Below are 19,917 nucleotides of genomic sequence, written 5' to 3'. Positions count from 1 at the left end.
TCATTTTAAGCACCCTTTCAAGCACCCTATAATGTATTTTACGATATTTGTATAAAGTATTTAAAAATGGCAAAGACAATAAATAGAACTAGAGGGGTTGTAAGGTTTATGTTTAAGGATGCAATTAAAAACTTAAAAATAAAACCAACTAAACAAAGTCTCATATATCTCAATTTTTCATATGGAGGAGGAAAAAAATTTAAATACTCAACTGGATTTAAAAGTTGTTGGGTAGATTGGAATGAAGGAAGACAGCGCATTAAAGAAGGTAAAGCGGGTCTTTTAGATGCTGATAAAATAAATGAACACCTTTCTAATCTTGAAAATGACTTAAAAAAAGAATACTCAAGATTGCTTGCCGAAGGATTGCCAATTAGTAAAGAAGGGTTGAAACAGTTTTTAGATCTAAAAACGGGGAAAATTGTAATTAGTGATGAAAAGAAAATAACCTTTTACGATTCATTAGAAAAATTTGAGAAAATACGAAGTGCCAAAGAATCAAAAAATACAGCAAAGCAGCACAAGCAAACTATTAACGTTATAAAAAAATATGACAAAAAAAGACAAATAACATTTGATTCTTTTGATAAAGAATTTTACAGTCAGTTCATTACCCACCTAGAGGAAGAAGGTTATGCTCTCAATACTATAGGAAAGCATATAAAAAACCTTAAAGCCTTTCTTAGATTTGGGCTTGAGGAAGAATACCACACTAATATTAAGTTTACAAAATATGAGGTTCCGAAAGAAGACTCTATATCTGTTTATTTAGATGAAAATGAAATCGAAAAACTGCATAAAACAGATTTATCATTCGATAAACGTTGGGAGGTTACAAGGGACGTATTTTTAATAGGGTGTTATACAGGTCAAAGAATAAGTGATTATAATGGTCTAAATCTTAATGATATTTCTACTATAAATGGAAAAGAATATTTTCAGATATTTCAGCAAAAAACTGGAAATGAAGTTTCAGTACCTATAACTACTGAAATTAGAGAAATAATGCAAAGATATAATAACCAACCACCCCCAAAGATTTACGAACAGGATTTGAATGATGATATTAAAAAAATATGTAGAAAGATTGGTTTAAAGAATAAAGTTAAAATCATAAAAACTAAAGGAGGTAAGAAAACTACCGAAAGTATAGAAAAACATAAACTGATTAGTTCTCATACTGCCAGAAGAAGTTTTTGTACTAATCTATATAAAAAAGGTATGCCAACGATAGATATTCGTTATTTTTCGGGTCATAAAAGTGAAAAGGAATTTTTCAATTACATTAAGATTAAAGATCAAGAAAGAGCGTCTCATATTGTAGAAACAGGAAAGTATTTTAATATTTAATTATTTGCTACAGGAAACTTTAAATAGGTATCTAGACAATTTAAGTTTATTGCTTAGTGATATACCAAGCTCAATAGATAGTATCAATAAATTTCTATATGAGAATTTTAATGTTCAACAATCTTCGAAAGGGGTTGATGAAGCTATGATAAGAAAGCATTTAGAGATTAGAAGTGATCTAGGTTTGAAGGTTGAATACCCTTCAAATTCGTTTGAGTATGAAGGTGAAATAAGTGATCTTATCCTGAAATTGAGGGTAAAAATTCAGTCCGTACAACTTAAATACGCAGGCATTCTTCAACAAATAGAGGATTTGAAAGACTTTGACTATTTAATTGCCGAAAAAGGACTTCACAAAGCAAAAGGAAAAATCAAGTTGAAAGCACTCGAATATAATTCACTCGCATTTATTGATGCCTTTTCTAACAAAGAATTTTATAAAGAATCATTTAATCTATTTAAAGACTGTATAAGTGATTTCAATATTCTTACAAATAAAAGGCTTAAATTTTTCAATGATCATTACCAGGCATTGCGATATGAGCTAGCAAAAGCAGTTCCTTACAGTCCATTTGGTGACAATCTTTTCTATGTGAAAAGCCTTTATCAATGGCTTAATGAGTACTTATTTGATGAAAATATTAATGAATTTGATTTTTTACTAATTTTCAATCCAAATTATAAAGGTTCATTCCGCAAAGTCAATTTAAATGGATATAATTTAGCAGACTATGCTTATCTAATTAGGGAATTACAAAATTACTTTATACCAGAAATTAAAGCAGTTACTAAAACTTATTATACTTGGTGGAGTGACCGCGTTACATATAATGGTTCAGAAAAATCTTTAGATGACGTTTCTAGACTGGTTTCAAAAATTAATTCAGGAGAAAATAGGCTGAAATTACAGGCTGAAATAGATGGATTGATTACTTTATTTAAAACTACTCCCTAAAAACTCCCTTTTTATTCCATTTATGAAATTCGCATTATCCCAGATATACAAAGTTCTTTCATAGAAAATCAGGACATTTTTATAAACATTTATATACCTGAATTACTCTTCTTTACCTCCCTCAATCTCATTCTACATTGCGGTTATAATTTTAAAAAAATATAAAAATGGTAAATGTAGAAAATCAAATCCCCCTGTTCCTAAGCAGACAGGAAGTAGCAAAAATGCTAGGAGTATCTTTAGTAACACTTCACAATTTAAAGAAAAGTAAAATTGTTGTTCCAACTCACAAAATAGGTAGAAAGCCTCTTTACCTATATAGTGAGCTTCTTAAACAAATTGAATTGTCTAACTATAAAACTGCTGCGTAATGGATTTGATAAAATTTAGAATGCTAGACAAAGAAGCTTTTGACTTTAGAACAGAAACTAAGAAAACAATTAAATTAACCTCTAGGTTTGATTATGAAACAGGCGAAATTTTAGAGTTTCCTAAAAATGGTAAGTATTATAATATGGAGGCCAATATCACGAAAAATGCTTCTTATTTAAAAGGGAGCCTTCAAAAATTTGGAAATCTATATCAAGGGTTAGGAAATCAAAATTATAATGATTTTTCATTTTGCGACTGTAAAGAATATCTACAGATTTTATGTGATGACCTTTACATAATACCAGATAAAACTAAAATTACAAATCTCGAATTCGGTTTAAATATTGAAGTACCTTATGATCCTAAAATCCTTATAGAAGATGCACTTTTAATGTTTGACTTTAAAGATCATAACATTAGAGAGGGTTTTAATGGTAAAGGAAATTATAAAGAGTTTAAAAAAAGTGATTACTCGATTAAGGTGTATAATAAATCAAAACAGTACAAACAGAGCACCCATATTTTGCGTATCGAGCTTAAAATAATTAGGGCTAGAATCTTAGAGCGCAATAATATATTTTCTTTAGCCGATCTATCCCGCGAAGAAACTCATGAAACCTTATTTGAGCTGCTTTTAGCTAGTTTTGAAAAATTAATGATTATAGATGTGGATAAATTAAATAAAGCTCTTAAAACAGATGAAATCAATCATTTGAAAAACTTTACAAATCCAAATTATTGGAATCAGTTACAAAAGGATTTAAAACCAAACCAGTTTTACAAAGCTAAAAGAATGTGCAATGCTCATATTGAAAAATATAATTCTAGTAGAATGAAAGAATTCATTAAAAAAGCACTACAAGCTAAATTTAAGGAGCTGATGAATTGTTATTCTCTAAGCTATTCAAAAGCCGCTTAGGGTGATAATGTACAGTATAATACATTATACAAAGTGTTTAATCCTTAAAAATTATATTCCTTTGCTATTGTAATTAACTCATAGTAATTTGAAAGTATTTTTTTAACATCCTCAGGAGAAGTACTTCTATCAACTATTGCTAGAGTGTATCGATTCTCAATTATTGGAATACTTATTTTACTATTAAATTTATAACAGCCAGGTAGAGTACAATTCCCTAAAAAATATATTCCATCAGGCAGATATTTTGCTTTAATAGAAGGATCTAGCTTAGAAAAATAAAAGGTCGTATCTGATTTTGAATCGTAATCAGTTATTCCATTAATATTTGGTATATATTCTATAACTGAATTATTGTATTCACATTTAAAAGATACCCTGTAAAGCATATTATCAATAGAAATTGAAGTCGAATTTATATCAATTAACTTATCAAGACTGAAAGATTTAATATTCATTTCTAATCGTTTATTTGCCTTATCCTGCAAACTTATTTCTCGATTATTAGATGAAGACCCATTTATATATTCGACTTCATCGATTCTTGAATTTAATTCTTCGTTTTGCTGTTTTAGGTCTTCCAATTCATTTTGTAATTCGTTTTCTCTATCCTTGTTATTACAAGAAATCATAGAAAGAACAAACATTAAAAAAAATAAACATCTCATTTTTAAATTTTAAAATGAATTAATCAACTTACAAAAGTTGTATTCTAATAATCACAAACTTTATACGGGTAAATATATTCATTGAAGGATTTTCCTGCGCTGTATCTTCCTGCTGATTTATAATTATTCCAGTAGTTAATATTAGTATTGTATAAATATCCATTATTACTAGAGGTGAAAATAATATAAGCATAGTACACATCCTCTAATTCTAATAGATAAGACTTAGATATAGCCGTTGAACTATCAGGAAAAAATTTATCTATTATATTAGAATTTTTAATCACATAATTTATCAAGTCAATACACTCTTTCTTTTTCTTCTTATCCTCAAGTTTTTGCATTGTATCCCAAATAAGAGCTGTATTAAGTGGTTTCTGCGGAGCTTGCCTTTTTCGCAAAGTACCATATTGAGAATGTACCTGATAAGAAATTAAATATATTAGGATTGTAAAAACTAACTTCATTTATCTCCGTATTTGCCCTTCGTTCCTACTTTCCTCGCACATTTCTTTTGCAACAGATTTAGAAACCCCTTTACTTTTCATAACATTCTCAACACAATCATTCATTTGATTTCTACAAGAGAATAGCATAAGAGCCATAATTACCATTAAATATTTCATATCTTAAATTTTAATATTCGTGAATCATTCTAAGGGGACAGGTTAAAAAAGGTTTATTTGTACTAACTTTTTTTCTCTTACCCCCTAGAAATCTAGCAATAGAATTCGACAGGACACACTAGCAAAGAGAAAAATTTATTAAGAAAGAATTTTATAAATATATCTTTTAGCCTAGTTATATACTATACCTTTTAAGGTACAATTTATTAGTTTTTATTCTGTAGGTCTTCTTTCATTTTTTCCGCTGCTCCCGATTCCATAAATACTGATCCTACTTGCTTATAAACCATTCTAGTACCACAGACGTCAAGACTATATGTAGCACCTTGCCAGGTTTTTACTTTGTCTAGTAATTTAATATTCTTTACTTCGCATCCTTGCTCTACTGAAACTGTTTTAATCATTGTCTTTTCAGTATTTCCTGTTAGGGTTCTTGAAACTGAGCCGCAAGAAGATAACAACAGTAGAAAACTAGATAATAACATCAATTTTTTCATAATATATGGTTTACGTACAAGGTTAATACTTATAACTCTTTAAATTTTACAGATTTACGTATTTAGACAGATTTTTTTGTAATTATAATATAAAAATAAACATAACACATATATGTGTCCGATTAAAATTGTAGTTACTCTCAATTTTGATTCGTGTTTACGAATGAAGAAATACAGCTTTTAAACTCAATTGGAGGAAATATAAAGGAACTACGCCTTAAAAAGAACTATTCGCAACACGATCTGGCAATAGAAGCTGAAATACCTAAGAACCAAATAGGCAGAATTGAGCGGTCAGATATAAATACTACTATCCTTACTCTTCAAAAAATCGCAAAGGCATTAGATGTTGAATTAATAGAATTAATGAAACATCCAATCTAAAAAGCACCCTTTCAAGCACCCTAAAACAAACAAAAAACCCGTAAATAGCTGATTATAAGCTAAAAACGGGTTTCATTTAGTGGTCCCACCTGGGCTCGAACCAGGGACCACCTGATTATGAGTCAGGTGCTCTAACCAACTGAGCTATAGGACCAGCTTGCAATGCGTATTTCAGCATCAAAGCGGGCGCAAAAATAACATTATTTTTTATTTACTACAAACATTTATTCCTCCTTATCATTTTCAGGGGTTCTTTCTTGACATAATTCAATTAAAACACCAGCTGTACTTTTAGGATGCAAGAAAGCAACCCATTTATTATCTGCTCCTTTCTTAGGTTCTTCGTTAATCAATTCAAAACCTTCTGATTTTAGTCGTTGCAACTCCTGCTTAATATCATCTACCGCATAAGCGATATGATGTATCCCGGGTCCGTGCTTTTCTAAAAATTTTGCAATCGCACTTGTTTCTGTTATGGCTTCAAGCAATTCTACTTTACTTTCTCCCATTTCAAAAAAAGAGGTATTTACTCCTTCAGAGGCTACTTCTTCTATTTTATAAGGTTTTACTCCCAGCAATTTCTCATACATCAAATTAGAATCCTTAAGACTTTTTACTGCAATCCCTATATGTTCAATTTTTTTCATCACGACTGTATTAAAACTGTAGAAAGATAGTAAACTACTTTGGGGCAAGCCCACGAAGCATTAAATTGAACAATACATTTTTAAAATGAGACATCCCCGAGCTATCAGGACTCAGATCATTTAAATCTCGATTATCGAGTAAATGACACAATTGCAAAAGTAAATGCAATAAGAAAAAACGTACTTTTGCACTATGGAAACAAACAGACAAAAAAAGGTAGCAGGTGTTCTGCAACGCGACTTGGTAGATGTCATTCAAAAAGCATTGATGCAAGCCGGCGCTAAAAGCATCATTGTTTCTGTTAGTAAAGTAAACGTGACTACAGATTTATCTCAGGCTAAAGTGTATATGAGCGTGTTTCCACATACTCAAGCCGAAGCCATGCTCAAAGAGGTTAAAGCGGTAAAGCCATTTATTAAACATGAAATTGCAAACCGTACCAGACACCAGTTGCGTCGTATGCCAGAGCTTCAATTTTTTATTGATGACTCTCTAGAATATATAGACGGTATTGACAAGTCTTTAAAAGGAACAGAAGATCCTATTGAAAATCCCGATTTGCTTCCGCGTCGTAAAAAATCATAAGACTACATTTTTGAAGTTTTCAGTATTTATCGCAAAACGTTACCTGTTTACAAAAAGCAGTAACAATGCTATAAATATCATTACTCTGATTTCGGCTATAAGTATTATTGCAGGCTCTGCTGCACTATTTATAGTATTGTCAGGATTTTCAGGATTGAAAGATTTCAGTCTATCTTTTTCTTCAGTTTTTGATCCTGATTTAAAAATAATTCCTGCAAGCGGAAAAACCATTTCTTTTTCTGAGAAACAAAGGGAAGACCTCAAGGATATTGAAGGTGTTGCTGACTATACGCAGATCATTGAAGAACGCGCTTTTCTTGAATTTAGAGGGAAAAATCATATTGCTTACATCAAAGGTGTTGATGAAAATTATATGCGTGTTAATAATATAGACAGCACCTTACTTTACGGAAACTGGATTACGCCCGAAGAACCGGTAGCTGCGATAGGTTTTGGCATTTCACGTATTCTTTCTCTAGGCGTCAATAATTATACAGATTTGCTCAGGGTGATGGTACCCAAACCGGGAACCGGACAATTTACAGATCCCAGTCAGGCATTTAACACTTCGCAACTGGTAGTTTCAGATATCTTTCAAGTGAATGAAGAAATCGACCAGAAATACATCTTTACAAATCTGGAATATGTGCGTCAATTATTACGCTATGATGACACTACCCTCAGTGCGTTAGAGCTTAAAATTAAGCCGAATGCAGATCCGCTTGTGGTTAAAGATTCTGTTCAAAGACTTTTTGGAGATCAAGTTGAAGTAAAAACGCGTTTTCAACTTAACGACAAGCTTTATAAAATGTTGAATGCTGAAAATCTCGCGGTTTACTTAATTTTCACACTGGTATTAATCATCGCGCTTTTCAATCTGGTGGGAAGTATTATTATGATCATCATTGATAAGAAAGCGAATATTAAAACCCTGCACAGTCTGGGCGCTTCCTTAAAAGAAATCAAAAAAATATATTTTTTACAAGGAGCAATGATGACCGTTTTTGGCGGACTTATAGGCATCTTTTTAGGAGCTTTAATCGTGGGAGCTCAATTACAATTTCAGCTTAAAATGATTACCCCTACACTTCCCTATCCTATGGAATTCACACTGGTGAACTTCTTAGCGGTCTTCTTTACAATTTCAATTTTAGGAATTCTAGCCTCCTATTTGGCTTCTTCAACTATACGACCTAAACTGTTAGAAGATTAACTAGTTTGCTGAGCAAAATCGTAATCTGCAAAAAGCGCTTCTACTTCATCAAAAGCAGCAAAAACATCTTCAGGAGCATCACTGGTTACCATTTTCATACGATACGGTTTAAAACCGGGAATGCCTTTAAAGTAATTGGTATAATGACGACGGGTTTCAAAAACGCCTAGTTTCTCACCTTTCCAGTCTATAGACATTTTAAGATGTCTGCGCGCAGCATCTACGCGCTCTTGCATTGTGGGCGGAGCTAAGTGCTCACCGGTATTAAAATAATGCTTTACCTCTCTAAAAAACCAAGGATAGCCAATGCTTGCACGACCTATCATCGCTCCGTCTAAACCATATTCATCGCGCATCGTTACAGCACGTTCTGGAGTATCAACATCTCCGTTTCCAAATACCGGAATATGCATACGTTGGTTATTTTTCACCTCAGCAATCGGTTTCCAGTCGGCATCTCCTTTATACATCTGTGCGCGGGTACGCCCATGAATGGAAATAGCTTTACACCCCACATCCTGAAGTCTTTCAGCAACCTCCACAATTTTAATCGAATCGTGATCCCAACCTAAGCGGGTTTTAACCGTAATAGGAAGATTGGTGTGTTTTACCATGGCTTCGGTCAACGAAACCATTAGATCAATGTCTTTTAAAATACCGGCGCCGGCACCTTTAGAAACTACTTTCTTTACAGGACAACCAAAGTTGATATCAATGATATCTGGCTTTGAAGCTTCAACAATCTCAACACTTTGCAGCATAGACTCCAGATTGGCTCCAAAAATCTGAATACCCACAGGACGTTCTTTTTCGTAAATATCAAGCTTCATAACGCTTTTTGCTGCGTCGCGTATCAAACCTTCACTCGAGATAAACTCCGTATACACCACATCTGCTCCCTGCTCTTTACAAAGCGCACGAAATGGTGGGTCACTCACATCTTCCATAGGTGCTAAAAGCAACGGGAAGTCTCCTACATCTATATCTCCTATTTTAGCCAAAGCAATAATTTTAAGTAAATACCTTTAAGAAAAACCTCAAGGTAATCGCATCGCGATTATCGCGCAAAATTAAGGAATGTTTCTTTAAATAGGATATATGAAATTTTTAGAAAAAATATTCTTAATTAGAGCACATTATTGAAGACGCGTTTCTTCTTCAGCCGAAGTTTCTCTACTGTTGTCACGCAATTTAAAGTTCCCGAATTTGTAACGTAAGCCTACGCGTATTTTCTGAGATTCTGGTTTTGCAAAAAAGGAGTTGTTTTGATTTGAATATCTGGAAGTAAGCGGAATATTATAGGTATTAAAAAGATCTTCTGATGCCAGATTTATAATCAATCTTCCATCTAAAAATCTTTTTTGAATATCTATATTAAGTCTGTATTGCGGTCGATTATATTCATAAGATCCCGATAAAAAATTACTCAAAAAATCATTTGCTACCGTTACCGTTAAATCGGGTTTAATAATTATATAATTCTGAGTCTGTAGGAACATGCCATTTACTCTCTTAGCTACAGTTCCTTCAGTTTCATCAAGGCTATTGAATTCATTTTCAATTCTAAAACCAGAAGCATATACACTCATCCACATCCAGTTATTCACAAACTCACTATAAGTAAGATCAAGACTAAATTGTTGCTCATAATTCAAATTAGTATTTACACTTCTTAAGGTTAGGTTCTCGTTATCCTGAAATGGTAAAACACTCATCGCATTATCTATACGATCCCAATACAAATCAAAGCTCAACTTATTTTTATAGGTATAGTTGAACTTTATTTTATTAGCAATAGCCGGTTGAATATTAGGATCTCCTTCCTGAAAATTATTTTCATTTAAAAAATACCTGTACGGGTTTAAGCTTTGAAAACGTGGACGGTCAATTCTACGGCTATATTCAACTCCAAAAGAATGATTATCAGAAGGAGTATTTATCAAGTAAATAGTTGGGAACAGCTCAAAATACTGTTGAGTATTCACAACACCCAGAGTTCTGGAGTTTCCGTTAGCATCTGTATATTCACTGCGCAGACCGGCTTTAAAACTCCATTTGTTCCAATCTTTAGCAAAGCTGAAATACGATGCGTAAATAGCTTCGGTATAATCAAAATTATCATTCAGTATCGCATCAGACTCGTTTACATCGCCTGTTGTATTGAAAAACTCCTGTCTGCTTTCAGAATTAATCCCAGAAAACTTTCCGCCGGCTTCAAATCCCCAGCTTCCTAAATTGCCGGTATAATCTAACTGACCGGTATAAATTTTTGAGTTTTGAGTAGGTATGGTGCTGAATGCATTCGCGTTTAAAAGATTGCCTTGCGGTGAAAGATAACGCGTTGCAACAGTTTGGGTTTGATCATTAGTATAATCAATATAATTAGCGTTGGCAGATAAACTGGCTCCGTTATCTCCTAACTGTTTTTCATAACTCAGATTAAACAAGAAATTATCATTTTGATTCTCCAACCTGCTCTGCGTAGTATACAGCGAATCTAATTGGCCTTGAGGATTATAAATTTCTGTTCTACCGCTAATATCTGAATTTGCTCTAGGTGTATGTAAAATATTTGCGCTAAAACTCAACAATTCTGTTTCACTTAAGGTGAAATCTAATATGGTATTTAAGCTGTGCGAAAAAGTACGTGTATCACGTTTAAATAAATCATCCCAAGTTGTTTTTTCGCTTCCGTTAGGGTTAAAAAACTGAATAAAACCTTCATCGGTTTTTGTGTCAAAACGAGAATTGAAGGTATAACTCGCATATGCATTTAACCAATCTGTTTTATAATATTGGCTGGTTCCTACTGCATATTTAGGCAAAATACCCACTGTGTTTGAAGCGTTAAAGCTTCCCTTGTAACCAATTGATAAATTCTTTGAAGTAACAATATTTAAGATTGCTCCTCCTTCCGCATCGTATTTTGCAGGAGGTGTGGTAATTACCTCAACAGATTTTACATTGACTCCAGCAAAACCTTCTAACAATTGTTGCAATTCATCACTAGTTAAGTAAACCTTTCGATCGTTTATGTAAACCTGAGCTGGTCTGTTTTTTACCAGAAGTTCTCCCTGACTCAAAATAACTCCCGGAGTGCGTTTTAAAATATCAAAAGTAGTTCCTGATGATACCACAGTATTTTCAACATTATAAATATAGCGGTCTATTTTCCGCTGCACTACAGGTCGTTTAGCAGTAACCGTCACAGCATCTAAAAACTCTGTATTCTCTGCTAAAATTAAATGTGGAAGTTCAACAGCGTTTTGAACTTCAAAAATTTCGCTGTAAAAATCTTTGTATCCAACAAAACTGGCTTTTAATAAATAGCTTCCTTGAGTAACATCATTAAAAATAACGCTACCATTTTCATCACTCATAGTACCCTTTACAAAACTTGAATCTGCTGCATTAAGTAGCAGAACATTTGCATAACCAACAGCCTTTTTTTTATCATTGATGGTCTTAGTTTTTACTTCATTTGATTGAGCAAAAACGGCAAAGGGCGCAATTAAAATGGAGAATAATATGGTATACTTCATATATTTTCAAAACTAATGTAAAATCTTTGTTAAAATAAAATTAAACTCCGGATTTTTAGTAAAAAAAACCTATTTCGTTTGAAAACATATTTATTAGAAAATGCATTTTCTAAACTGTATATTTGCGGGCTAAAGTTCGCTTACTGCGAACATTGATGAAGAACGTCTATGAAGAACATTCGCAATTTTTGCATTATCGCTCACATTGATCATGGTAAAAGTACTCTGGCAGATCGCTTACTCGATGCTACCGGCTCTGTAACTGCCCGTGAAAAACAAGAGCAATTACTAGATAGTATGGATCTGGAGCGCGAGCGTGGTATTACCATTAAGTCGCACGCAATCCAGATGAATTATATACACAACGGTGAACCTTATATCTTGAATCTTATTGATACTCCGGGTCACGTAGATTTCTCATATGAAGTTTCAAGGAGTATTGCTGCTTGCGAAGGAGCTTTGCTTATTGTAGACGCTGCACAAAGTATACAAGCGCAGACCATTTCTAACTTATATTTGGCTTTAGAGAATGATTTGGAAATTATTCCGGTGCTGAATAAGGTAGATTTACCTAGTGCAAACCCTGAAGAAGTTACAGATGATATCGTAGATCTTTTGGGCTGTAATGCTTCAGATGTGATACCTGCCAGTGCAAAAACAGGTTTGGGAATTCAGGAAATATTAGATGCAATCATCGAACGTATTCCGGCTCCCAAAGGTGTTGTTGACGAACCACTGCAGGCTCTTATTTTTGATTCGGTTTACAATCCGTTTAGAGGAGTAGAGACTTATTTTAGAGTGCTTAATGGCGAGATCACAAAAGGGCAGCACATTAAGTTTATGGCGACCGGAAAAACCTATTATGCTGATGAAGTAGGAACGCTAAACTTGAAACAAACTCCTAAAAAAGTGATTAAAACAGGTGATGTGGGTTACCTCATTACCGGTATCAAAGAAGCAAAAGAAGTAAAAGTAGGGGATACCATAACCGATGCTAAGAATCCTACTACGAATATGATTGAAGGTTTTGAAGATGTAAAACCGATGGTATTTGCCGGTATTTACCCTGTAGATACTGAAGATTATGAAGATTTACGTTCTTCAATGGAAAAACTACAGCTTAACGATGCGTCTCTGGTTTTTCAACCGGAAAGTTCTGCTGCATTAGGTTTTGGTTTCCGTTGTGGATTCTTAGGAATGTTGCACTTAGAAATCATTCAGGAACGTCTGGAACGTGAGTTTGATATGACCGTGATTACTACCGTACCTAACGTATCGTATCAAGCCTACACCATAAAAGATAAAGAAACACCCATACTGGTTAATAATCCTTCAGATCTGCCAGATCCTTCAGGAATGGATCGTGTAGAGGAGCCTTTTATTAAAGCTTCGATTATTACCAAGGCAGATTTTGTAGGACCGGTTATGTCGCTTTGTATCGAAAAACGTGGTCAAATAACAAATCAAACGTATCTGACTCCAGAACGTGTTGAATTGAGTTTTGATATGCCGCTAGCGGAAATTGTTTTTGACTTCTACGATCGTCTTAAAACCGTATCTAAAGGTTATGCTTCCTTTGACTATGCACCCATAGGAATGCGTGCTTCGCACCTTGTGAAAGTTGATGTACTGTTGAATGCAAATGTTGTAGATGCGCTTTCGGCTTTACTGCATAAAGACAACGCGTATGACATAGGTAAAAAGATGTGTGAGAAGTTAAAAGAACTCATTCCGCGTCAACAATTTGATATTCCTATTCAGGCGGCTATCGGAGCCAAAATCATTGCAAGAGAGACGGTAAAAGCACTTCGAAAAGATGTTACCGCAAAATGTTATGGTGGTGATATTTCGCGTAAGCGAAAGCTATTAGAAAAGCAGAAAAAAGGTAAGAAACGTATGCGTCAGGTAGGTAATGTTGAAATTCCGCAAGAAGCATTTATGGCGGTATTAAAACTGAATGATTAAATGAAGCGTATTCAACTCATCGGGCTTGGTCTGATCATTAGTTGCGGGGCAATCAGTCAATGGACGGCTGCAAATCAAAATCAGTTTGCAGTTTGGGTATTAGCCATTGGCGCCGTAGCAGGAATTTTTATGGTAATCTCTGAGTATTTTACCTCTAAAAAAGAGTAATCTTTCAATCATATTATAACCTTGAACACCACCCTCCATTAATTTTGCGAGGGTGTTTGTTTTTAATACTGTTTCAGTTCTATTTTTTTACCACCGTTGCGACCCGATTCTAAAGCAGCTTCTACTATTTGAATATCTCGTAAACCTTCAATCCCGGGAGCTATTAGCGGTTTATTATTCAATATTGCCAGTGCATCATCATCCATTTGTATCGCTTGTTGATTGCAGTTGCACGGAGCTAAGGTTTTACCATCGCTCGTGCTACCTTTTACGCCATTATAACTTTGAAAAGGTGACAATTCATAATTTCCGTCAGTACAATTCACTTTTAGAAAATTGACGTTATCTGCATAGGTAACCCGACCTTTAGCTGTAATACCATTAGGGAATTCCAAATCAAAATAAGTAATCTCAGGAGCACCATTTAAAAATAAGTCCGGTCGCTGCGTTTCATGTGTGGCAGTAAGCGAGATCGGTTCTAATCCTGTTGCATAGCGCATTGCATTAATAGGATACACGCCCATATCGTAAATTGCGCCACCACCTTTGGCACCATCTAAACGCCAACCTCCGCTAGAATCTATTTTAAATCCGGCTTCGGTATGCACATGTTCTAGTGCTCCATAAGGTTTTGTTTCTGCCCAATTTATAATGGTTTGAGTATTTTCCTCGTGTTGCATACGGTAGCCAATAGCAAGCTTCACCTTATTTTTATCACAAGCCGCGATGATTTCCTGACATTCTTCTACCGTCATTGCCATTGGTTTTTCACAAAAAACATGTTTACCGGCATTGGCAGCCATCACACTGTATTTTTTATGAAGAAAAGTAGGCGTTACGATATATACAACATCAATATCCGGATTGTTTGCAATCTCTGGTAAGGTCTCATAGTTGTAGACATTCTCATCTTTAATACCATATTTCTCTTGCCAAACAGGAATCTTTTCAGGACTTCCGGTTACGATGCCGCGTAATTCTATATGCTTTGTTTCATTCAAAGCCGGAGCGAGATTATTAATCGCATAACCGCCTAATCCTAAAAGCGCAACGCCAAGCTTTTTTTGCGGTTTTGAGCATGCAAAATAGGGTAGTGGCAATGTTGTTGCAGCCAATGCAAGTCCGGTATTTTTAAGAAAAGTACGTCTGTTTTTCATAGCATTCTTTTTTAGAAAGTTACTTAACTATTTCTAATCAAATACATGAAACATAAGTATTAATAAAACTTTAATATACTGAAAATCTGATATTTCATTAAAAATAAAGGATGCTCACGAGCATCCTTTAAAACTTAAAAACCAACTTGTTTCTTACGAATCGAGGTCTGATTCTTCAACTTCTTTTTTAGCTACAGCTACTTCTTCAGGATCAAAAGGTTTTCCCAGATAGACTAATTTTGTGTCTGTAAAACTATCTACATCTACCTCATTCAGATTAGACTTAAGAATCTCGAGTTCGCCAGATTCTTTTTTCAAGAAAATTGGAATGATATTTTCGTCAGCACGGGTGCTTTTAACCAGTTTTTCAAAAGCTTCTTTTGATTCAATATTAATCTCCTGAATCGTAGGGTGTGCCCGGGCAACTTCAGTAAGTCGAATAAAATCGTCTGTGGGAGAGAAGAGTCCTTCGTGCGGAGAAGCATCAGAACTTCTCATTTCTTCTGGTGTAATCAATCTAAATGAACCGTTTTCTCCAAAAACATCTTTAAAACGGTTTATCGCATAATCGTTGATGTCTCCGTTTCCGGTCAAGGCCATTAAATAGCCCACATCATTCAACTCAATATTATTCATCAGACTATCAGAATAAATACTTTCTTCTATAGCTTCTAGACCGCGTTCTTTTGCTTTTTCAATATTATAACTGTTGCTGTCTACAAGCACAACGTGACGCCCATTTTGCATCAGATATTCCCCAATAATACGAGAAGCTTTAGAAGCACCAATGATCACAATACCTTTAGATTCCGTAAGGAAAACACCTACTATTTTAGCAAACAATCGGGCAGTAGTTGCATTTAATAAAACGGTTCCCAGCACGATCATAAACACCAATGGTGTGATGTATTCTGCTCCTTCAACACCTTCGCTTACTAGTTGTAAACCAAAAAGAGAAGCGATACCTGCCGCAACAATACCACGAGGTCCTACCCAGCTTACAAAGAGTTTTTCGTTGAATTTTAAACCGGAACCTTTTGCACTTAGGAAAACACCAATGGGTCGCAGTACAAAAACTACAACTGCAAAAAGCAAGGCTGCCTTCCAAGTGTAAACCAGATACAGATCTTGCATTTCAATATTTGCAGAAAGCAGGATGAATAAAAGTGATATTAAAAGAACACTCAATGATTCTTTAAAGTAGAGTAGTTCTTTAATGTTAGGCAATTTCATATTCCCCATAACCATCCCCATAACTACCACAGAAAGTAATCCACTCTCGTGTGCAAACATATCTGAAAGTACAAAAACGCCCAGCACACAAGCAAGCGTAAATACATTCAATAAATAATGCGGAATCACATTGCGTTTGATACACAAGGCTAAGGCGTGTGCAAACGTAAAACCGAAGGTAAAACCAAAAAGAACGATTTTACCAAATTCTTCAAGTGCCGTCAAGGTAAACTCACTACCGGCACCTACGCTGATGAATTCAAAAACCAATACGGCAACTAATGCACCAATGGGATCTATAAGAATCCCTTCCCATTTTAAAATAGTAGAAATATCTTTCTTAAGCGGAATATTACGCAGAATAGGTGTAATCACGGTTGGTCCCGTAACAATAATCAAGGCTGCAAAAAGAAAGGAGATTCTTAGGCTTAGATCAAAAATATAATACGCAGCAGCACCGGCTCCAAAAAAAGTAACCAGCGAACCTATGATTATAAGTTTGGTAATAACCGGTCCTACGTTCTTAATCTCGCTAAAGCGTAAGGTAAGTCCACCTTCAAAAAGAATAATCCCAATGGCAAGCGAAACAAAGTTAAACAGCCGCTCTCCGGGAAAAATCCCTACTTCGCCATCCCAGATAGGTTCTATCCACTTAGACCCATCATAGGTGAAAAGTGTAGATATAGGACCCACAAAAAGTCCGATTAATATAAGGGGTAAAATTGCTGGTATTTTAAATTTCCAGGCAACCCATTGAGCCAATATACCTAAAATAATGATTCCTCCTAATTCTAACATGAATTCAATTTTTTGCTATGATACGGCTTTATTAATCGATTTTAAAGCACATATGATTCATTCTTTGTTAAATATAGCTTAATTACACCGGTCAGAAAATTTGATTTAACGCCGTTTTAGTAATTTGCAAGACTTTACCCTTTTGAATAGGGTTATTTTGAGGTCTTCCTCAACGAAAAATAAAACTTCTAATAGACGAACTTACAACAGTTCTAGATTTAATATTTTATGACAATACACGAGATAGATGCCGGCAGCTTCAAATTAGATGGCGGTGCTATGTTTGGTGTAGTTCCTAAGACGTTGTGGACGCGTACAAATCCTGCAGACAGCAACAATATGATAGATATTGGTGCGCGGTGTATGCTTATAGAACACAGCAACAGACTTATTTTAATAGATACCGGAATGGGTGATAAGCAAAGCAAAAAATTCTTTGGTTATTATCATCCTTGGGGTGGAGCTACATTAGAAAATTCACTGAAAGAAAAAGGGTTTCACCCGGATGATGTTACTGATGTTTTTCTAACGCATTTACATTTTGACCACTCTGGTGGTTGTATAAAATGGGCTAAAGACGGAAAAACATTAGTTCCTGTTTTTAAAAATGCCATTTACTGGAGCAATAAAGATCATTGGAAATGGGCTACAAAACCCAACACCCGAGAGAAGGCTTCGTTCTTAAAAGAAAACATTTTACCTATTGAAGAAAGCGGTCAGTTGCGTTTTGTAGATAAACCTCAACATGGCTTCTCCGAAACTTCAGAATTAGATTTTGGTATCTTATTTGTTGATGGTCATACCGATAAGCAAATGATTCCACATATAACCTACAACGATAAAACTCTGGTTTTTGCAGCAGATCTATTACCTACCGCAGGGCATTTACCTTTGCCGTATGTAATGGGTTTTGACACCAGACCTTTGTTGACTTTAGATGAAAAAGAATCGTTTTTAAATAAAGCAGCAGATCAAGAGTATTACCTCTGGTTACAGCACGATGCACATAACCCTGTTATCACCGTAAAACATACTGAAAAAGGCGTGCGCTTGGCTGAAAAATTTAATATTGCAGATGTTCTTTAAAAGTGAGGCTTTAAAGAACATAAATAAAAATACCTCAACCTATTTCAGGTTTAGAAAATCAAAAATTTTAAACAAATAACCCTAAGAAATGAAAAGAATATTTCTTGCAGCCTTTAGTGTTGCAGTACTTATGTCAAGTTGTGATACTACAGCTCCATTAATAAATATCCCGGCTGAAAATGTAGATCAACTTCCTTTAAAAGTTTCAGATTTATCTGAAGACCAACTTAAAGATTGGCCTGCAAAAGACATTCAAGAAGACACAATCCCCGGAATGAGTGTTGAAAAAACTTATAATGAATTAATCAAAGGAAAAGGTACTTCTGTAATTGTTGCAGTTATAGATAGTGGTGTAGATATTGACCATGAAGATCTTGAAGGAGTTATTTGGACAAATCCAGATGAAATTCCAGGAAACGGAATCGATGATGATAAAAACGGTTATATAGATGACGTACACGGATGGAATTTCTTAGGAGATATCGTTCAGGAACAATTAGAAAAAAGCAGAATAGTTCAGAAATATGATGCTCAGTTCAAAGGGAAAACTTTAGAGCAGATTCCTTCGGCACAAAAAGAACTTTTTAAAACCTATACAAAGGCTAAAGAAGAAGTTGAAACAGAACGTGATGAGTTGATTCAGCAAAAAACACAATACGAGCAAATACTTGCAGCCGTTAAGAGTGCACACACCGCTGTTTCTCAAAAGTTAGGTAAAGAAGATTATACTGCAGAAGAAGTAGAAGCCTTAGAAGCTACAACAGATATGGAGCAACGTAATAAGGCTATCTTGACTCAGATGCTTAATTATGAAGATACCATCCCTGAATTTATCACAATGATAGGTGAGCAGCTGGAGAGTATGGCAGATCGCTTAAATAACAACTATAATCTCAACGGAAATTACCGTGCGGCTCTTGGAGACAATCCTGATGATATTAAAGATACCAAATACGGAAACAATAATGTTATTGGTCCTGACCCGGAATCTGCAATGCACGGAACGCACGTTGCCGGTATTATCGCTGCAGAGCGTGATAATGGTATAGGGATGAATGGTGTTGCAAACAACGTGCAGATTATGAGTGTACGTGCAGTACCTGACGGTGATGAGCGTGATAAAGATATCGCACTCGCTATTCGTTATGCAGTAGATAACGGTGCTAAAGTGATCAACACCAGTTTTGGTAAATACTATGCTACCAATCCGGAATGGGTTTATGACGCAATCAAATATGCAGCTAAAAAAGATGTGTTGATTGTAAATGCTTCAGGTAATGAAGGTATTGATCTGGATAATGGCGATACCGTTTACCCTAACGATCAGTTAGATAATATCACTGAATTTGCTGATAATGTGATTTCAGTAGGTGCTTTAAACTTTTCTTACGGCGGTAAACTTGCAGCAAGTTTTTCTAATTATGGGAAGTCTAATGTAGATGTATTTGCACCAGGTGTTCAGATCTGGTCAACCGTGCCGGGTAATGAATATCAATTTTTACAAGGTACTTCTATGGCAGCACCAGAAGTTGCAGGTGTAGCAGCAATGTTACGCTCATATTACCCACAGTTTTCTGCAGCTCAAATAAAGCAAATCATTATGCAGACCGGTGTAAGTACAAACATTCAGGTTTCTGCAGGTGGTGATCCTGAAAATGTAAAGTCATTTTCTAGCCTTTCAAAATCTGGAAAAATGATCAATATGTACAACGCCTTTAAAATGGCCGAATTATCAAGTAAAAACTAATTAT

The 19,917-nt window shown here is 34.8% G+C and carries 19 protein-coding genes and 1 tRNA gene; 11 read left to right on the top strand and 9 right to left on the bottom strand.

The window, feature by feature from the left end:
* Positions 1-66 precede the first annotated feature (66 nt).
* From BUB91_RS00820 to BUB91_RS00805, 4 genes are all read left to right on the top strand, one after another.
* Positions 67-1,350, top strand: a complete 1,284-nt coding sequence (locus BUB91_RS00820) for a tyrosine-type recombinase/integrase (RefSeq protein ID WP_073095842.1) — start codon at positions 67-69, stop codon at positions 1,348-1,350.
* 4 nt (positions 1,351-1,354) lie between these two features.
* Positions 1,355-2,305 carry a hypothetical protein gene (locus tag BUB91_RS00815; protein ID WP_128759271.1) on the top strand — a complete coding sequence of 317 codons (951 nt, stop codon included), beginning with the start codon at positions 1,355-1,357 and terminating at the stop codon, positions 2,303-2,305.
* Between the two features lie 167 nt (positions 2,306-2,472).
* Entirely contained in the window at positions 2,473-2,676 is a 204-nt protein-coding gene (locus tag BUB91_RS00810; protein ID WP_073095838.1) for a helix-turn-helix domain-containing protein, read from the top strand.
* Positions 2,676-3,596: a hypothetical protein gene (locus tag BUB91_RS00805; protein ID WP_073095836.1), complete on the top strand. Its 921-nt coding sequence runs from the start codon at positions 2,676-2,678 to the stop codon at positions 3,594-3,596. Before BUB91_RS00810 ends, BUB91_RS00805 begins: the two co-directional genes overlap by 1 nt.
* 44 nt (positions 3,597-3,640) lie before the next feature.
* On the opposite strand, the gene BUB91_RS00800 is transcribed toward BUB91_RS00805, so the two are convergent.
* The 3 genes from BUB91_RS00800 to BUB91_RS00790 form a co-directional block, all read right to left on the bottom strand.
* Positions 3,641-4,264, bottom strand: a complete 624-nt coding sequence (locus BUB91_RS00800) for a hypothetical protein (protein ID WP_128759270.1) — start codon at positions 4,262-4,264, stop codon at positions 3,641-3,643.
* Between the two features lie 44 nt (positions 4,265-4,308).
* The gene (locus BUB91_RS00795; protein WP_073095832.1) at positions 4,309-4,731 is read right to left on the bottom strand and encodes a hypothetical protein; all 423 of its coding nucleotides are present in this window, start codon (positions 4,729-4,731) and stop codon (positions 4,309-4,311) included.
* 365 nt (positions 4,732-5,096) lie between these two features.
* Entirely contained in the window at positions 5,097-5,387 is a 291-nt protein-coding gene (locus BUB91_RS00790) for a hypothetical protein (protein ID WP_073095830.1), read from the bottom strand.
* A gap of 153 nt (positions 5,388-5,540) precedes the next feature.
* On the opposite strand from BUB91_RS00790, the gene BUB91_RS00785 reads away from it, so the two are divergent.
* Entirely contained in the window at positions 5,541-5,771 is a 231-nt protein-coding gene (locus BUB91_RS00785; RefSeq protein WP_083557794.1) for a helix-turn-helix domain-containing protein, read from the top strand.
* 80 nt (positions 5,772-5,851) lie between these two features.
* On the opposite strand, the gene BUB91_RS00780 is transcribed toward BUB91_RS00785, so the two are convergent.
* A tRNA-Ile gene (locus BUB91_RS00780) sits at positions 5,852-5,925 on the bottom strand.
* A 70-nt stretch (positions 5,926-5,995) separates the two neighbouring features.
* Positions 5,996-6,418 (bottom strand): methylmalonyl-CoA epimerase, encoded by a 423-nt coding sequence (gene mce, locus BUB91_RS00775; RefSeq protein WP_073095828.1) that lies wholly within the window; start codon positions 6,416-6,418, stop codon positions 5,996-5,998.
* 193 nt (positions 6,419-6,611) lie between these two features.
* Between mce and rbfA the strand changes: the two genes are divergently transcribed.
* Together rbfA and BUB91_RS00765 are read left to right on the top strand one after the other, a co-directional pair.
* Positions 6,612-7,004, top strand: coding sequence for a 30S ribosome-binding factor RbfA (gene rbfA / locus BUB91_RS00770; RefSeq protein ID WP_073095826.1), 393 nt, complete (start codon positions 6,612-6,614; stop codon positions 7,002-7,004).
* Between the two features lie 10 nt (positions 7,005-7,014).
* Positions 7,015-8,217, top strand: coding sequence for an ABC transporter permease (locus tag BUB91_RS00765; protein WP_073095824.1), 1,203 nt, complete (start codon positions 7,015-7,017; stop codon positions 8,215-8,217).
* On the opposite strand, the gene dusB is transcribed toward BUB91_RS00765, so the two are convergent.
* Both dusB and BUB91_RS00755 read right to left on the bottom strand, forming a co-directional pair.
* The gene (gene dusB, locus BUB91_RS00760; protein ID WP_073095822.1) at positions 8,214-9,218 is read right to left on the bottom strand and encodes a tRNA dihydrouridine synthase DusB; all 1,005 of its coding nucleotides are present in this window, start codon (positions 9,216-9,218) and stop codon (positions 8,214-8,216) included. The two genes, BUB91_RS00765 and dusB, sit on opposite strands and share 4 nt — an antisense overlap.
* Positions 9,219-9,353: 135 nt before the next feature.
* Complete coding sequence (locus BUB91_RS00755; protein ID WP_073095820.1) at positions 9,354-11,759, bottom strand: TonB-dependent receptor family protein; 2,406 nt, start codon at positions 11,757-11,759, stop codon at positions 9,354-9,356.
* A gap of 168 nt (positions 11,760-11,927) precedes the next feature.
* On the opposite strand from BUB91_RS00755, the gene lepA reads away from it, so the two are divergent.
* Positions 11,928-13,724 (top strand): translation elongation factor 4, encoded by a 1,797-nt coding sequence (lepA, locus tag BUB91_RS00750; RefSeq protein WP_073095818.1) that lies wholly within the window; start codon positions 11,928-11,930, stop codon positions 13,722-13,724.
* Entirely contained in the window at positions 13,725-13,892 is a 168-nt protein-coding gene (locus BUB91_RS20865; RefSeq protein WP_164917808.1) for a hypothetical protein, read from the top strand. It abuts the gene before it with no gap.
* 62 nt (positions 13,893-13,954) lie between these two features.
* On the opposite strand, the gene BUB91_RS00745 is transcribed toward BUB91_RS20865, so the two are convergent.
* Together BUB91_RS00745 and BUB91_RS00740 are read right to left on the bottom strand one after the other, a co-directional pair.
* Positions 13,955-15,049 (bottom strand): Gfo/Idh/MocA family protein, encoded by a 1,095-nt coding sequence (locus BUB91_RS00745; protein WP_073095816.1) that lies wholly within the window; start codon positions 15,047-15,049, stop codon positions 13,955-13,957.
* 153 nt (positions 15,050-15,202) lie between these two features.
* Positions 15,203-17,080 carry a cation:proton antiporter gene (locus tag BUB91_RS00740; protein WP_073095814.1) on the bottom strand — a complete coding sequence of 626 codons (1,878 nt, stop codon included), beginning with the start codon at positions 17,078-17,080 and terminating at the stop codon, positions 15,203-15,205.
* A 228-nt stretch (positions 17,081-17,308) separates the two neighbouring features.
* On the opposite strand from BUB91_RS00740, the gene BUB91_RS00735 reads away from it, so the two are divergent.
* Positions 17,309-18,166 (top strand): MBL fold metallo-hydrolase, encoded by an 858-nt coding sequence (locus BUB91_RS00735; RefSeq protein ID WP_073095812.1) that lies wholly within the window; start codon positions 17,309-17,311, stop codon positions 18,164-18,166.
* An 88-nt stretch (positions 18,167-18,254) separates the two neighbouring features.
* Positions 18,255-19,913: a S8 family peptidase gene (locus BUB91_RS00730; RefSeq protein WP_073095810.1), complete on the top strand. Its 1,659-nt coding sequence runs from the start codon at positions 18,255-18,257 to the stop codon at positions 19,911-19,913.
* Positions 19,914-19,917 lie beyond the last annotated feature (4 nt).

The organism is Leeuwenhoekiella marinoflava DSM 3653, from assembly GCF_900129005.1.
Classification (GTDB): Bacteria; Bacteroidota; Bacteroidia; order Flavobacteriales; family Flavobacteriaceae; genus Leeuwenhoekiella; species Leeuwenhoekiella marinoflava.
This window is presented reverse-complemented; position numbering and strand designations above follow the sequence as displayed.

Coding starts and splice junctions, on each gene's coding strand:
- BUB91_RS00745 (WP_073095816.1), bottom strand. CDS start 15,049: ATGAAAAACAGACGTACTTTTCTTAAAAATACCGGACTTGCATTGGCT.
- BUB91_RS00735 (WP_073095812.1), top strand. CDS start 17,309: ATGACAATACACGAGATAGATGCCGGCAGCTTCAAATTAGATGGCGGT.
- BUB91_RS20865 (WP_164917808.1), top strand. CDS start 13,725: ATGAAGCGTATTCAACTCATCGGGCTTGGTCTGATCATTAGTTGCGGG.
- BUB91_RS00790 (WP_073095830.1), bottom strand. CDS start 5,387: ATGAAAAAATTGATGTTATTATCTAGTTTTCTACTGTTGTTATCTTCT.
- BUB91_RS00805 (WP_073095836.1), top strand. CDS start 2,676: ATGGATTTGATAAAATTTAGAATGCTAGACAAAGAAGCTTTTGACTTT.
- BUB91_RS00800 (WP_128759270.1), bottom strand. CDS start 4,264: ATGAGATGTTTATTTTTTTTAATGTTTGTTCTTTCTATGATTTCTTGT.
- BUB91_RS00795 (WP_073095832.1), bottom strand. CDS start 4,731: ATGAAGTTAGTTTTTACAATCCTAATATATTTAATTTCTTATCAGGTA.
- mce (WP_073095828.1), bottom strand. CDS start 6,418: ATGAAAAAAATTGAACATATAGGGATTGCAGTAAAAAGTCTTAAGGAT.
- lepA (WP_073095818.1), top strand. CDS start 11,928: ATGAAGAACATTCGCAATTTTTGCATTATCGCTCACATTGATCATGGT.
- BUB91_RS00810 (WP_073095838.1), top strand. CDS start 2,473: ATGGTAAATGTAGAAAATCAAATCCCCCTGTTCCTAAGCAGACAGGAA.
- rbfA (WP_073095826.1), top strand. CDS start 6,612: ATGGAAACAAACAGACAAAAAAAGGTAGCAGGTGTTCTGCAACGCGAC.
- BUB91_RS00820 (WP_073095842.1), top strand. CDS start 67: ATGGCAAAGACAATAAATAGAACTAGAGGGGTTGTAAGGTTTATGTTT.
- BUB91_RS00730 (WP_073095810.1), top strand. CDS start 18,255: ATGAAAAGAATATTTCTTGCAGCCTTTAGTGTTGCAGTACTTATGTCA.
- BUB91_RS00740 (WP_073095814.1), bottom strand. CDS start 17,080: ATGTTAGAATTAGGAGGAATCATTATTTTAGGTATATTGGCTCAATGG.
- BUB91_RS00755 (WP_073095820.1), bottom strand. CDS start 11,759: ATGAAGTATACCATATTATTCTCCATTTTAATTGCGCCCTTTGCCGTT.